Below are 13925 nucleotides of genomic sequence, written 5' to 3'. Positions count from 1 at the left end.
ACGAGGATGGCTGGTCGTTCAGTAAGGATCATATGATACAAAACTGTCAATATTCTGAGATTGTGATAGAACGCGTTGCGACTGAAAAAGCCCCGGAAGATCAGTGAAGAGAGTGGCCGTGGACAGCGCGATTTGCTCAATGATTGTGCATGAAGAACTGTTTTTGTGCGTTTTTTTCGGTGCATGATTCGTGAATATCAGGTCATCGTCAAGCAGGGCACAGAGTTGTGCCCGGCATGAAGATCGTCATTGAAGCCGTATCTGAGTCAGCGCTTGAAACAGGGCTTTTTTATCTGCGTCAATGAGGTATTTCGAATTGAGGGTCGTTTTAAATGTGGCATAGTCGCTTGCGGAGAAACGCCCGCCGTCGCGCAGATACTCAGCAATATCGGTATTAATTTGGTTGCCGAGTTTGATCAGCGCAGGGCGAATCACCGTTTTTAAGTCTCTGGGTTGAGCGGTCGTCGGCTGGCTTAATAAATCAGCACGATAGCGATACTGTATGGCTTTGGCGGCTGAGATCTGTGCTTTAAAAAATCCGACCACACTCTGTTTGTCCAATCCTTTTTGCGCTGCGGACTGACTTGCTTTGTCAATCACAACCACTTCACGCTCAATATCTTCAATCGGTTTTCTATGGATGGCTTTGTACAAGGCTACATCTTCCATATAACTGAGTCGCTGGTCGATGGTTGAAAAAATCTCCGCAGGTGTCGGGGCTGCGAATACATTGAATGATAACAATGCCACGACCAGTACGGTTATCGTTTTAAACATAACTACCTCATATTTTATGAATAAGATTGATTATCATAGAGTTATTTGTCGTTGGCGCAATAGATTTCATGACTGGCGTTGAGGAAGGAGGTTGCGTCTTCAGCCGCAGCATCATCGTTTTTACTTTGCCAGCCTTCGGTATCATAATATGACGCACCATTTGCCGAAATAGATAGCGAATCGGAGTTATGCGTGTTTTTTATTAATATCCAGTTGTGGGTTTGAAGCCAGTATTTTGATATAGGTGTAGTGCTCAACTTGTGGATCAAAACGATTGATACAGGTTTCAATACGCTGATATCCGTTATTTTCGTAGTACTGGTAGCTGCAATTAGTATCGGTATGCAGTGAGTAACCTTTCGCATTCAGGTTTGACAGATACTTTTCAAATGCATGAATTAAGGTTGTACCGATTTGATGACGGCGGTATTTTTTGTCGACACAAAAAAACAGTAGTTTACTATCACAATCATGTTCAACCGTTTGACTGAGTAGTTTTTGTTGTTTCAGGTCGCTAAGCACTTGTTGTCCAGATGCCGTTGTTTGTAACGTTGCTTTCGCTTTTTTTACAGCCGCTTCGTAGTCAAACTCTACGGCTTTTTCATTAGTGAGCGTGGTTGAGCCGAGTATGATTCCACATATCTTTTCGTCATGTTCTGCTATCTCAATAAAAGTGCTGCTCTTAAAATCATTGGCAATATAAATGGTTGCTAGGTGGGCGAGAGCATCTTTATCTCTTACAGAAGTGAATACGCTAAGATCTATATTGGTTGCCAAAATGTCGGTAATGGTCTCGAAGTCCTGCTGAGATGCTTTGCGGTAATGAACATGCATCATTTTTTAACCTGCTTTTGTCGTTTGTTTCAATCTAGAATAGTCAACTTACCTGTTTCTGCGATAATTTTTCCACCATCCCGAATCAGTGAATGGATTTGGCCTGAGTTGAAGTTAAGGTGTTGTGTCACTCCTAAACCACTTTCTTCTACCCAACTAACAAGAAATTCATTCAGGGTCAAATTGATAACCGTCGCTTGCTCTGTGACTTCCACACCGGCATCTTTGCCTGTCATTGACAGACCATTAATCGACTTCCATACAACCGTTTTGTCATCCAGATATCTATTTTCAAATGAGAATTCAGGGTAGTCAATTTGAAATCTCAACCCTGATAGTTGAGTTAATTGAAGGTTCATTATATATATTCCTAAAAGAGTCAGCCTATTGTTGACTGACTCTTAAGTACGAATTAAGCCTGAGTTACCATTCCATTTCGCCAGTGTTTACTTGGCTGCCGAGTTCTAAGTCACTTTCACCTGGTAGTGATGGGTAAGCTTCTTTCATGATAGAAATGACTTTTTGTGACTTTTTCGTTTCTAGTTTGTCTGCCTGAGATAGTGCAGATTCGAATGTTTTCAGATAGTTGATGGTAAAATCAATAGCTTCATCTTTTTCCGGTGCATCACCTAAATAGTGGGCAGGGATAACCAGCTCCGGCTGTAGTGATTTCATTTTTTCCAGTGATTGAACCCAAGCTCCACGAGCTTGTTTAGTTTGCGTATCTGCGGTCCAAACATGCATACCAGATGTTAACGATACACCACCAAAGACTGTTTTTAGCGATGGAATCCACATATAAGCCTGATATGTGCCCATCTCTTTAACTTCGATATTATGGCCTTCGAGTGAGATTGTGGTTTGATTTGATGGTTGAGGAACAAATAGCTCAGTTGGTGCATTTTCACCAAGGATCGGTCCCCAATATTTCAATTTTGCATCTTTGGTATTCTGAATATGCTCGACGATTGAAGGGCTTGAAACTACTTTGACCTCAGGGAAAGCTTTTAATAGCGGTTGCAGACCAAAATAGTAGTCAGGGTCACCGGCAGTGATATAGATCATGGTTAATGTTTTGTTGCTTTTCTTGATCGTATCAGCCAGTGCCTGACCGTCACTGACGCTGAATTGAGCATCAAATAAAATAGCATCTTTTTGCCCGCTCACTAATGTAGAAGTGACTGGAAAAATAGCGTCTTTGCCGGGCTTATATTGCTGTAACGTTAGATCCGAAGACAGAGCCTGGCCTGATAGAAGTAGTGCGCCGGCAGTTAGTGTTGTTGTTAACTTTTTCATCAGTGACCCTTACTTATATTTGGTTGTAGAAAACACGTAATACTCGCGTTCGTTCAGTTCAATAAAATCTATTGTATTGATTTATAATTGGTGCAAATACCCTATAATTCGGTGATTACTGTTTCATTTATCGATCTAATTAGATGAGGTTATATGGATAGGCTTACGGCATTACACGTGTTTTCAACGATTGTTGAGCAAGGAAGCTTAAGTGGTGCTGCCGACAAATTAGACATTTCCCGGGCAAAAGTATCTCGCTATCTTGCAGAATTGGAGAGCTGGATGGACACGCGTTTATTACACCGTACAACGAGACGCCTTAGTTTGACGTCGGCCGGAGAAGAAACGTTAAATGTTGCTCACCAGTTATTAGGGATGACAGAAACTTTGGAGAATATCCGTAGCCAGAATTCCACTGAATTAAAAGGGCAATTAAGACTAACAACCAGTTTATCTCTGGTTGACAGTTTGCTGATCGATGCGGTTGGTAAGTTTATGGAGAAATGGCCACAAACTTCTGTTGATATTCTTACCACTGATAATTCGGTTAATTTGGTTGAATCCCGTATCGATCTGGCGATTCGTATTACCAATGATTTAGAGCCAAATGTCGTAGCAAAACGCATTGGAGAATGCCGATCGGTTGTTTGCGCTTCGCCAGAATATATTCAGAAAAGAGGCAAACCGACCGATGTACAATCGCTGGTCTATTTCAACTGTTTATCCTTTGCTTACTATGGACGAGCAGCGTGGGTTTTTGATGGCCCCAACGGGCCAGAGTCTGTAGCGATATCTGGAACGATTAGTTCTAATCTCTCTGAAGTATTGTTGATTGCAACATTAAAAGGACATGGGATTAGTTTACAGCCTGTAGCTACTGCGAAACCTCTGATAGCACGCGGCCAGTTGGTGGAACTGCTGACGGAATGGAAGCCTAAATCGTTAGGAGTTTATATCGTGTATGCAAATCGCAAACAAATTACACCTTTGCAACGAGGCTTTATTGATTTTCTTGTAGAAGAAATAGCGTCATCGCCCCACTGGTAAGTTAAATCTATCGAGCGTTTGGTTCCTCTTGCCAAGATGCAAGCGTAACCAGAAGATCTTTTTTTGTTTGACGGAGTCGCACGTTGTCCAGAACCGGCTTTTACAGGCGTCCTGCCCGGAAAAGCCTAACCATTCTTCCTTGAATGGTTTTCTTGGTTTGGTGGTTGATTTGAGTGAAGTGAAACATGTTTAAAGCGAAGCTAAATTGACTGATGTAATCAGGTCAAATGGGGTAGAAACCGTAACAGTCAAATATATTGATAACACGTCTAGTTTACTGCTGTTGCAGCGTTATGTTTTTCTCTGGTTTATCAAGCTATAATACCCAAGATCAATGTCGTCGTTTAAGGTGCAAAAAGATGAATAGTAAAGTTGAAGCTTATGGTGTTCAAGCAGTTAAAAGGCCAAAGATTAAGGCGACGAAGCAGCTAGATTTGTCTGGTGACTATGGTCGTCAAATCGTAAAGTCTGAGACAAAATTAGCACTAAGGACTCATCCGAAGACTTTTGAAAAATTGGCTGATATGTAATGGATATAATTTGCTTTCCTTTTGAGCGTGTTATTGAAATTAATGCGTTGATCTTGTCAACCGAGCCGGGTATGAAAGGGGCTGTTGATATTCCAAAGTTGCAAGGTGCCTTAAGTCGTATTGACAATGCAATTGTTTATCAGGGATTAGATGATGTATTTGAAATTGCGGCAAAATATACAGCCTCTATTGCAGTTTCTCATGCTTGCCCTGATGCCAATAAGCGAACTGGTCTAGCTGTTGCTTTGGAATACCTTTCTCTAAATGACTACGAAATTACCGAAGATAATGATCTTTTAGCAGACGCAGTTCGTGACTTAGTTATCCAAGAAATTAGTGAGATTGATTTTGCCGACGTGCTGTATGCTCAGTATCTAAAGGGGCGATAATTATCACAACTACAAATAGCGCTACTCCTTTGAATTGCATCGCATTTTTTCTCAAGGCACAATGTAAAACGAGTGGCGATGGTGTTCTTTGTCAGCCGCTTCTTTTATGCTAGCGCTATTCATCCACAACGAGCCTCAATACTGCGATTATGAAAACATCTCTCGATCATCTGCCCGAATATAAACAGCGTGAGCTGGCGGATATCTCAACGATTCTGCGCGATACACTGGAAGATTACTTGCAAGGCAAACAGGGCAGTAAGAGTGAGTTTCGCATTCTAAAAATTATTCTGTTCGGCAGCCATGCCAAAGGCAGTTGGGTCAAGGATCCGGTCAATGGTTATATCAGCGATTACGATATTCTGGTGATCGTCAATAAAGCTGCCTTGGTGGAGGATTATGTAGTCTGGCAGCGGGCTGAAGAGCAAATTGATCGCAAAGTGAAATCGGCACCGTTGGGTTTGATTGTTCACGATTTAAAGGAAGTAAACGAGCGGTTGCAACAAGGCCACTATTTTTTTAAGGATATCCGCGAAGAGGGGATCGAACTGTTTGCCGCGACGCCGAAACCGTTAGCGATGCCGGGGGATTTGACTGAGGAAGAGCTGCGAGAGATAGCCCGTAAGCATTATGAGCAGTGGTTCAGTAGCGCTTCCCATTCACTGAAGAAATTTTATTTTTCCTTGAAGGAGCTGACTTTGAATGAAGCTTCTTTCGATCTTCATCAGGCAACAGAACGTCTTTTGGCCTGTACATTACTCACTTGTACCAACTACTTGCCGAAGTCTCACAATATCGAGAAACTCGGTAATTTGTGTGCGCAGATTGATCCGGCCTTTGCTGAGATTTTCCCGATGGACAACAAATTCCACCGCCGTAGTTTTCGGCGTCTGCAACGGGCGTATGTTGATGCGCGTTATTCTGCGCACTACGAAATCACCGAAGAAGAGTTGAATTATTTGGTGGCAGAGGTGCAGCGGTTGCAGGCATTAACCGAAGAGGTTTGTCGGGGGAGAATAGGGGATTGAGTGATCGTTGTATTTTGATTCTCTCAGTATCCGGCTCCTAAATTTGACGCACAATTACGTCTTGCGGTTTCAGAGACATCGGTGTTTTGTGCGCCAGTTACTCTTGCAGAGATGCAAGCGTAACCAGAAAATCTTTTTTGTTTGGCTTGGTCGCATGTTGTCCAGAACCAGCTTTTACGGGCGTCCTGCCCGGAAAAGCCTAACCATTCATCCGTGAATGGTTTTCTTTGTTTGGTGGTTGATTTGAATAGCGTGAAACATTGAATCAACAAAGCTCAATTGATCGATGCTCTCAGGGTGAAAAATCATGGACGATTTTTCAGGATTGCTTGAGCAGGATGCGAATCAATCCGCCCCTGATTACGCGTGCTGAACTTAAACCTAGGCCTTTTGGGGTACTTTTTCGGCCTTGAAAAAGTACCTGGGGCGCTTTCGGAGATGGCAATGAGATCGAAGAAAGTTATTACGTCCCAAACTCAGCATCATCCTCTTACTTTTTCAGCCTCCGGCGTGGCAGTTTGACGCACAATTTCTTTCTGCGGTTTCAGCGGCATTTGTGCCCAGTGCGCCAGTTACTCTTGCCAAGATGCAAGCGTAACCAGAAGATCTTTTTTGTTTTGATTGAAGAGGTTTCAGCGGATCAATACTCTACCCATCATTTTCACTTTCCTAGCCTCCGGCTCCCAAATTTGACGCACAATCAGCGTCAGTGATTTCAGAGACATCGGTGCTCAGTGCGCCAGTTACTCTTGCAGAGATGCAAGCGTAACCAGAAAATCTTTTTTGTTTGGCTTGATCAAACGCTTTCCAGAACCAGCTTTTACGGGCGTCCTGCCCGGAAAAGCCTAACCATTCATCCGTGAATGGTTTTCTTTGTTGAGTGGTGGATTTGAGTTGGGTGAAACACTGAATCAATAAAGTTAAATTGATCGATGATCTCAGGGTAAAATTCACGGATGAATTTTCAGGATTGCTTGAGCAGGATGCGAATCAATCCAACCCTGATTACGCGCGCTGAACTCAAAAAAGATGCTTTTGGTTCCTTTTGCATCCATCAAAAGGAACTGGGGCGCAGTCGGAGATGGCAATGAGAGCGAGGAACGGGATTGCGCACCAAACCAACAGATTTACTATTGAACACACCAAGCTACAATTTAATCACCTCAACCGAGCCTCCCTGTTACCCCCATTCCAAAAATATCCACTCCCCATCAAAACCCCAAATTTAAACATGTTTTATAAATCCATTTGAGTATAATTGTGGATTCATATGAAAATAACTTTATCAATAAGCATCCATCGATAAAAACAATCACGGCTCAGTCAACAACGTCAATGAACTATCAAACCACTCAAATCTATAATCTGATGCGTTATGAATTTGCTCAAGTTGAAGGGGATTTTGCCTCCTTACGTGAGTCAGATGTGAAATCTGTCATGCCTGCTGGAATGCGCTTTGCTGATTTTCTTGAACAGCTGCGTAGCGGTCATCAGGTATTGCTGACTGATGTACCATCGATTCCTTTGCTGATTCGAGATCGGGATGAATGGGGCAATTCATACTGGCGAGTCAATCCTGCGGTTGAGCCTCATCTCGACTTGCTGGCTAACAAGGCTTATACCGGCAGAGTTGAATTGGTCAATCATGGCATTGGTTCATCTTATTCCGGCAGTGTGAATGCCTCTGTGTATACCGAGCCTTATGTCGAACGCGAACCTGTGAAACTCACTTTAGCAGAGCGGCTGGTCAGGCAGCGTCAAGAGCAACTACGGGAGCTGGATAAAATCCCACTGCCTTCATCTGCATGGCAAAACGCATTTAACAAGCCCCCCGTCAAACCCTCCCGTTTTGCCAAATCTGCGCTGGTGCCGAGCGGTACGTGTGACATCGGTACACAAAGAGAGTCGCTTTCTGCGCTGGGGGATTATGCGGCTTATACACTTGCCGTCGGGCAGGGGATCAGTACCGTTTCTGAAGAGGCTTTTTTAACGCGTATTGGCGGTGCAGCGCTGGCAGAACTGCCGGGAATGGCGATTAAAATTATCGGGCGAGCTGGCATTCTGGCTGCATTTGTGCCGAACAAATTAGCGGACAGTACGCTCTACAGCGCTGCTGATATGAGTAATAAAGACACGGTTGAAACCAATATTCGCTTAGGGTTCAATGCTGATAATCGGATTTACGGCTATCACGTCAATGGGACGGATATCCCTAAGCGTGAAGTAAAACGGGTTGGTGAGCGGTTTGCTGTTGAGTTAGAGCCGGATGTCATCATTGAATGGGTGCCGATCAGCGGAGATTTTGGCGGTAAACCGATCCTTGTCAATCCCATCCCGGAGATGGAAAAGTTCGATATCTGGATTCATCCGCAAGCGGAGCAAGGGCAAGAATTTGACGACACCTACATCACGCCAATTGCTGATGCGGATCTGCAAGACTATATTCTGACCTTTCCGGCAGAGACTGGGTTACCGCCGTTGTATGTGGTGTATAGTGAAGATGCTTATTCAGCAGGATTTAAAACAACGCTTTCACCCGATTCATATCCGGGGGTCTCACGGGCTAGACATTTTCAAGAAGCCAATGAAAATTTATTGCAACAAATGGAGAAAGATCCCGAATTTGCAGAAAAAATGAGATCATTAGGCATTCACTTGGAGAGAACACCAACAGGGTTAGCGCCACGTAGACCGCCCGACGGCTGGACTTGGCATCATGAAATCGGGGAAGGGGAAATGATTTTGGTTCCTCGTTCTCAGCATACAATAGGGAGTGAAGAATGGGATGTTCTTCATCCAAAGAATAAAGGGGGTTACGCAATATGGGGAAAATGAGATGACATTGAATGAAATCATACAAAATATCGATGCCTTTGATTCTGAACATACAATATACATTGATAGCAACTGGAATTCGGATTCAGAAGCCATTGTTTGTAATGAGCCTAGTGATGGGCAAGCGCCAGAGGGATATGAATATTTTTTAGAAGTTTTTCTGGTGCAAGAGATTATGAAGGATTTAGGGACATCATCGATTGATAGAATTATTGCATACGCTCAGAATGATGCTTAAAAACCTCTGCACTGAAAAATAGACCTGTGAAGAAATCATTCCCTCGTTCACAAGACTCGAACTGAAATAAGGAAAGCTATTCGCTACTCCTTTGAATTGCATCGCATTTTTCTCAAGGAACAATGTAAAACGAATGGTGATGGTGTTCTTTGTCAGCTGCTTCTTTTATGCTAGCGCTATTCATCCACAACGAGCCTCAATACTGCGATTATGAAAACATCCCTCGACCATCTGCCTGAATACAAACAGCGTGAGCTGGCGGACATCTCAACGATTCTGCGCGATACACTGGAAGATTACCTGCAAGGCAAACAGGGTAGTAAGAGTGAGTTTCGCATTCTGAAAATCATTTTGTTCGGCAGCCATGCCAAAGGCACATGGGTCAAGGATCCGGTCAATGGTTATATCAGCGATTACGATATTCTGGTGATCGTTAATAAAGCCGCCTTGGTGGAGGATTATGTAGTCTGGCAGCGGGCCGAAGAGCAAATTGATCGCAAAGTGAAATCGGCACCGTTGGGTTTGATTGTTCACGATTTAAAGGAAGTGAACGAGCGGTTGCAACAGAGTCACTATTTTTTTAAGGATATCCGCGAAGAGGGGATCGAACTGTTTGCCGCGACGCCGAAACCGTTAGCGATGCCGGGGGATTTGACTGAGGAAGAGCTGCGAGAGATAGCCCGTAAGCATTATGAACACTGGTTTAAGCGTTCATGCAGCGGATTAAAAATGTTTCATTTCGCGTTTGAAAAATCAATGATTCACGATGCCGCTTTTACACTTCATCAAGTCACAGAAAAACTCTTTGCCTGTACATTGCTCACTTGTACCAACTACCTGCCGAAGTCTCACAATATCGAGAAACTCGGTAATTTGTGTGCGCAGATTGATCCGGCCTTTGCTGAGATTTTCCCGATGGACAACAAATTTCACCGCCGTAGTTTTCGGCGTCTGCAACGGGCGTATGTTGATGCGCGTTATTCTGCGCACTACGAAATTACTGAAGAAGAGTTGAATTATTTGGTGGCAGAGGTGCAGCGGTTGCAGGCATTAACCGAACAGGTTTGTCGGGGGAGAATAGGGGATTGAGGGCTGTCGTTTGATTCGTAGCTTTTGGCATTGGAATGTGACGCACAATTACGTTTTTCGGTTTCAGAGGCATCGGTGCCCAGTGCGCCAGTTACTCTTGCAGAGATGCAAGCGTAACCAGAAGATCTTTTTTGTTTGGCTTGGTCGCGGGTTGTCCAGAACCAGCTTTTACGGGCGTCCTGCCCGGAAAAGCCTAACCATTCTTCCTTGAATGGTTTTCTTGGTTGGGTGGTTTGTTTGAGTGAAGTGAAACATGTTTAAAACGAAGCTAAATTGATCGATGCTCTCAGGGTAAAATTCACGGGTGAATTTTAAGCTTTTCGTGAGCAGGAGCGAATAAAAGCGCCCCTGATTACGCACACCGAACCCAAAAAGATGCTTTTGGTTCCTTTTGCATCCATCAAAAGGAACTGGGGCGCTTTCGGAGATGCTAATGAAATTGCGGAGTCTGATTGCGCACCAAACCAACAGATTTACTATTGGTTACACCAAACCACAATTTAATCATTTCAAGCTGGCTTCCCTGTTACCTTGTTTGTTACGGTTGGTTGAACTATTATTTGTACGTAATTATGTACAAATAGAGGCTTTTGCAATGAAACGTATTCGCTTTGACCAAGACATCAAACCGTTATCTGAATTTCGTTCAGGTGTGGCTTCGTTTATCAAACAAATCAATGAGACTCGGCGTCCGTTGGTGATTACTCAAAGGGGCAAGGGGGTTGCTGTGGTTCTGGATGTAGAAGAATATGAAGCAATGCAAGAAAAAATAGAATTACTTGAAGAAATGCGAGCGGCAGAAGCACAACTTGCTTCAGGTATGGGAGTTTCCAACGAAGACGCTCGGGCTAATGTACTGGAACGTATTAAAAAATGAATGTGGTTTGGGCGCCATTCGCTTTTCTTATCTTTCAAGCCTCCGGCTCCCTAATTTGACGCACAATTGCGTTCCTCAATTTCAGAGACATCGGTGCTCAGTGCGCCAGTTCATCTTTCAGAGATGAAAGACGAACCAGAAAATCTTTTTTTGTTTGGCTTGGTCGTGCGCTTTCCAGAACCAGCTTTTACGGGCGTCCTGCCCGGAAAAGCCTAACCATTCTTCCTTGAATGGTTTTCTTCGGTGGGTGGTTGATTTGAGTTGGGTGAAATCTTTTTAAAAAGCCAACTTGATTGATGTGCTCAGGGTAAAATTCAGGGATGAATTTTAAGCTTTTCGTGAGCAGGAGCGAATAAAAGCGTCCCTGATTACGTGCGCTGAACTCAAAAAAGATGCTTTTGGTTCCTTTTGCATCGATCAAAAGGAACTGGGGCTCGTTCGAGGATGCTAATGAAATCGAAGAGCGGGATTGCGCACCAAACCAACAGCGTTACTGCTTCGTGTACCAAACCTCTTCATCACACCTTACTGATTGTTTAAACACTGCAATTTCTTGCAAACCTTACCTATATCAAAGAATGTCATATCTGTGTCAATTTTTTCTGGATGTTTGCTGTAACCTATTCAATGCTATGTAGCGTGTTTAGGTGCTTATTCGAGATATATGATAAGAGGACGTATGGTGGTAGCGTGGGTGAATCAGTTGTGCGCAAGTTAGAGACGGCACAGAGATGTAATTTCTGCTTGGTATGATGTTTTACTGATATTTTTCATACGTGTTTTCATAAGATTATGTGAAGGATTGTATTGGATGACAGCAGGTTAGAGTAGTTCTATATAATAAATTGTTAGCACTCAGTATGGAGCAAGGATGAATATCGTAACTGTATTAAACACCATCGTGTTGATAGCTTCTCTACTATGGCTTGCTTTCGAACCAGGGTTTGAGCCATTTATTGTTGCGATTACAGCTATTTTGACATTGATAGGGCTTTTGATTAAGTCATCCAACTCTAATAAGAAAGAAGTTGTAGTTGAAAGTGATTGTCAAAAAAGCGTAAAGGTTGAGTCTGATATTAAAAAGCCTACTGAAGTTGAGCTAGTGGCTTCTAGATTTAGGGAATCACTAGAGCTAATGAATGAAGGAAACTCGAATTCTCCTTTTACGATTGCAAAGCTTGCTCAACTAATGAAACTACATAAAATAGGTGAGCTTGAGAGGGTATTCAATGCGGAAGAGGAGCCTTCATTTGAGTTTATTGCTCACTTCTGTAATACGTTCGGAATAAGTAAAAACTGGCTAATCCACGGTCAAGGAACACCCTATAACAATCCAGAACAAACAAACTTTGACCCTCTCGAATATTATTCGGGGATAGAGAAAGAAAAACCAAATAGAATCTATTTCATCATGAATAACTCCGAAGTCGGTGAGGTTTTTATTCTACTAGAGCTATCGGATTGCAAATACAAGATATTACAAAGAATTTGGCATGTTAGTAGTCATGTTGGCGGTGGTGGGCGGAGCCAGATATATGGTCTATATAAATTAATTAGAAAGCTTAAGAAAAATGGTTACAGCTTAAAGTGTGGTGGCCGCATTCTAGAGCCAGATATATTTGAAAAACTATTCTCTGGCAAAGTTTTTCCTGAATTTGTACTGTCAAGACCCTCATTTGAAAATCCTTGGTGGGATGATTTTACTGATGTCTATGGAAAGTACCCGATTTCTTCAAACTACGAGGAATGGTATGGAAAAGGGTTCTTATATGCGCAATCAGTGGTGAGGGAGAAGCTAGAGGCTGAAAATGCTAACAAGTCAATGCAGCAGACCGCTAACGCGGCAGCTGATTGAGACGTTAAAAACCATGGGAGGATTTCATGGGACGTAAATTTATTTCACAAATTAAGCAAAGCAAGGATGAAATGTTTGATGCTTTAGTACATAACGCAATCGATTTTTTAGATTCATCAATGGATAATTTAAATAAAAGACCAAAAAATTCAATAGTGGACTTTTATTCTTCGATAGAGTTATTTCTTAAAGCTCGCTTAATGAAAGAACATTGGACATTAATTCTTAGCGATCCAAAAATAGGAAATTTAGATAGCTTTCAGGTTGGGGATTTTCATTCTGTATTTTTGAATGATGCAATACAACGCATGAAAAACATATTAAAAGAGCCTCTGCCTGATAAAGCTGTCAATGCTTTTACAGCTTTAGGTGAACATAGAAATCAAATAGTTCATTTTGCACATACGCGTTATAATGATATTGATGCTACTAAAGCAAGTGTTGTTGTCGAGCAATGGAGTTCATGGCACTATCTACATGAGTTACTTATAAATACATGGTCGACATTATTTAATGGTTATAATGATGAAATTGAACGTATTCATCAAAAAATAATGAGACAGAAAGAGTTTATTGTTACTCGTTTTAGGGAAATATCTCCAGAAATCGAGAGAAAGAAAAAACAAGGGGATGAAATTGCAACTTGTTTTCATTGCAGCATGGATTCGGCGGTAATCACTAAAAAAAATTCTTGGGGTTACGATTATGAATGTATGGTTTGTGGTGTTAAAGATCTTTTGATTAAAAAAACGGCAGCAACAATTCCATGTCAGCATTGTGGACAAGAATTTGAGTTTTTTGATAAGAAATTAACCAAATGTCCGTACTGTGGCGGTGAAATCGATGATGATTATGTTTATTCTGAGTGTAAAAAACGCTACTCACAAGGCGATGACAGTCATGAGGAAGGTGAATGGATTGCCTATTGTCACGAATGTGAAGGAGAGAAGCCTACAGTCTTCTTTATTGACGGGCTGTGGAGTTGTATAAATTGTTTTGACAGAGGTTGGGCTGCTTTAATTTGCCCTCACTGTGACGAATTTGTTACTGGGGATGTAGAAAAAATTGAATATTTTGCCTGTGTTCGATGTGAAGATTCGGTTAGAGCAGATATCAAGAAAAATGGTTTT

The 13925-nt window shown here is 42.4% G+C and carries 15 protein-coding genes; 10 read left to right on the top strand and 5 right to left on the bottom strand.

Features of this window, described 5'->3' with window-relative positions; translation table 11 throughout:
* Window positions 1-246 precede the first annotated feature (246 nt).
* The 4 genes from AC55NX_RS15220 to AC55NX_RS15205 form a co-directional block, all read right to left on the bottom strand.
* Window positions 247-777 carry a chorismate mutase gene (locus AC55NX_RS15220; RefSeq protein ID WP_496996498.1) on the bottom strand — a complete coding sequence of 177 codons (531 nt, stop codon included), beginning with the start codon at window positions 775-777 and terminating at the stop codon, window positions 247-249.
* 186 nt (window positions 778-963) lie between these two features.
* Entirely contained in the window at window positions 964-1614 is a 651-nt protein-coding gene (locus AC55NX_RS15215; protein ID WP_496996497.1) for a GNAT family N-acetyltransferase, read from the bottom strand.
* A 26-nt stretch (window positions 1615-1640) separates the two neighbouring features.
* The gene (locus tag AC55NX_RS15210) at window positions 1641-1970 is read right to left on the bottom strand and encodes a MoaF-related domain-containing protein (RefSeq protein WP_496996496.1); all 330 of its coding nucleotides are present in this window, start codon (window positions 1968-1970) and stop codon (window positions 1641-1643) included.
* Window positions 1971-2034: 64 nt separating this feature from the next.
* A complete protein-coding gene (locus tag AC55NX_RS15205; protein WP_496996495.1) occupies window positions 2035-2907 on the bottom strand; it encodes a Vmh family MBL fold metallo-hydrolase in 873 nt (290 codons plus the stop codon).
* A 153-nt stretch (window positions 2908-3060) separates the two neighbouring features.
* Here AC55NX_RS15205 and AC55NX_RS15200 point away from each other — a divergent pair, with 153 nt between their 5' ends.
* The 4 genes from AC55NX_RS15200 to AC55NX_RS15185 all read left to right on the top strand — a co-directional run bounded on the left by AC55NX_RS15200 (window position 3061) and on the right by AC55NX_RS15185 (window position 5901).
* Entirely contained in the window at window positions 3061-3954 is an 894-nt protein-coding gene (locus AC55NX_RS15200) for a LysR family transcriptional regulator (RefSeq protein WP_496996494.1), read from the top strand.
* Between the two features lie 359 nt (window positions 3955-4313).
* The gene (locus AC55NX_RS15195; protein ID WP_318584953.1) at window positions 4314-4484 is read left to right on the top strand and encodes an acetyltransferase; all 171 of its coding nucleotides are present in this window, start codon (window positions 4314-4316) and stop codon (window positions 4482-4484) included.
* Window positions 4484-4873, top strand: coding sequence for a type II toxin-antitoxin system death-on-curing family toxin (locus tag AC55NX_RS15190; RefSeq protein ID WP_318584952.1), 390 nt, complete (start codon window positions 4484-4486; stop codon window positions 4871-4873). Before AC55NX_RS15195 ends, AC55NX_RS15190 begins: the two co-directional genes overlap by 1 nt.
* Window positions 4874-5022: 149 nt before the next feature.
* The gene (locus tag AC55NX_RS15185) at window positions 5023-5901 is read left to right on the top strand and encodes a HEPN domain-containing protein (RefSeq protein WP_496996493.1); all 879 of its coding nucleotides are present in this window, start codon (window positions 5023-5025) and stop codon (window positions 5899-5901) included.
* Between the two features lie 669 nt (window positions 5902-6570).
* On the opposite strand, the gene AC55NX_RS15180 is transcribed toward AC55NX_RS15185, so the two are convergent.
* A complete protein-coding gene (locus tag AC55NX_RS15180; RefSeq protein WP_496996492.1) occupies window positions 6571-6855 on the bottom strand; it encodes a hypothetical protein in 285 nt (94 codons plus the stop codon).
* Window positions 6856-7161: 306 nt separating this feature from the next.
* On the opposite strand from AC55NX_RS15180, the gene AC55NX_RS15175 reads away from it, so the two are divergent.
* From AC55NX_RS15175 to AC55NX_RS15150, 6 genes are all read left to right on the top strand, one after another.
* On the top strand, window positions 7162-8736 hold the full coding sequence (locus AC55NX_RS15175; RefSeq protein WP_496996491.1) for an S-type pyocin domain-containing protein: 1575 nt from the start codon (window positions 7162-7164) through the stop codon (window positions 8734-8736).
* A gap of 1 nt (window position 8737) precedes the next feature.
* A complete protein-coding gene (locus AC55NX_RS15170) occupies window positions 8738-8974 on the top strand; it encodes a hypothetical protein (protein ID WP_496996490.1) in 237 nt (78 codons plus the stop codon).
* Window positions 8975-9184: 210 nt separating this feature from the next.
* Window positions 9185-10063: a HEPN domain-containing protein gene (locus AC55NX_RS15165; protein ID WP_496996489.1), complete on the top strand. Its 879-nt coding sequence runs from the start codon at window positions 9185-9187 to the stop codon at window positions 10061-10063.
* A 595-nt stretch (window positions 10064-10658) separates the two neighbouring features.
* A complete protein-coding gene (locus tag AC55NX_RS15160) occupies window positions 10659-10940 on the top strand; it encodes a type II toxin-antitoxin system Phd/YefM family antitoxin (RefSeq protein WP_072961590.1) in 282 nt (93 codons plus the stop codon).
* 871 nt (window positions 10941-11811) lie between these two features.
* Window positions 11812-12795: a hypothetical protein gene (locus AC55NX_RS15155; protein ID WP_496996488.1), complete on the top strand. Its 984-nt coding sequence runs from the start codon at window positions 11812-11814 to the stop codon at window positions 12793-12795.
* A gap of 26 nt (window positions 12796-12821) precedes the next feature.
* On the top strand, window positions 12822-13925 hold a 1104-nt coding region (locus tag AC55NX_RS15150), incomplete at its 3' end, for a hypothetical protein (RefSeq protein ID WP_496996487.1).

This window comes from Vibrio rubrogenes, from assembly GCF_059641415.1.
This window is presented reverse-complemented; position numbering and strand designations above follow the sequence as displayed.

Coding starts and splice junctions, on each gene's coding strand:
- AC55NX_RS15220 (WP_496996498.1), bottom strand. CDS start 777: ATGTTTAAAACGATAACCGTACTGGTCGTGGCATTGTTATCATTCAAT.
- AC55NX_RS15215 (WP_496996497.1), bottom strand. CDS start 1,614: ATGATGCATGTTCATTACCGCAAAGCATCTCAGCAGGACTTCGAGACC.
- AC55NX_RS15210 (WP_496996496.1), bottom strand. CDS start 1,970: ATGAACCTTCAATTAACTCAACTATCAGGGTTGAGATTTCAAATTGAC.
- AC55NX_RS15205 (WP_496996495.1), bottom strand. CDS start 2,907: ATGAAAAAGTTAACAACAACACTAACTGCCGGCGCACTACTTCTATCA.
- AC55NX_RS15200 (WP_496996494.1), top strand. CDS start 3,061: ATGGATAGGCTTACGGCATTACACGTGTTTTCAACGATTGTTGAGCAA.
- AC55NX_RS15195 (WP_318584953.1), top strand. CDS start 4,314: ATGAATAGTAAAGTTGAAGCTTATGGTGTTCAAGCAGTTAAAAGGCCA.
- AC55NX_RS15190 (WP_318584952.1), top strand. CDS start 4,484: ATGGATATAATTTGCTTTCCTTTTGAGCGTGTTATTGAAATTAATGCG.
- AC55NX_RS15185 (WP_496996493.1), top strand. CDS start 5,023: ATGAAAACATCTCTCGATCATCTGCCCGAATATAAACAGCGTGAGCTG.
- AC55NX_RS15170 (WP_496996490.1), top strand. CDS start 8,738: ATGACATTGAATGAAATCATACAAAATATCGATGCCTTTGATTCTGAA.
- AC55NX_RS15165 (WP_496996489.1), top strand. CDS start 9,185: ATGAAAACATCCCTCGACCATCTGCCTGAATACAAACAGCGTGAGCTG.
- AC55NX_RS15160 (WP_072961590.1), top strand. CDS start 10,659: ATGAAACGTATTCGCTTTGACCAAGACATCAAACCGTTATCTGAATTT.
- AC55NX_RS15155 (WP_496996488.1), top strand. CDS start 11,812: ATGAATATCGTAACTGTATTAAACACCATCGTGTTGATAGCTTCTCTA.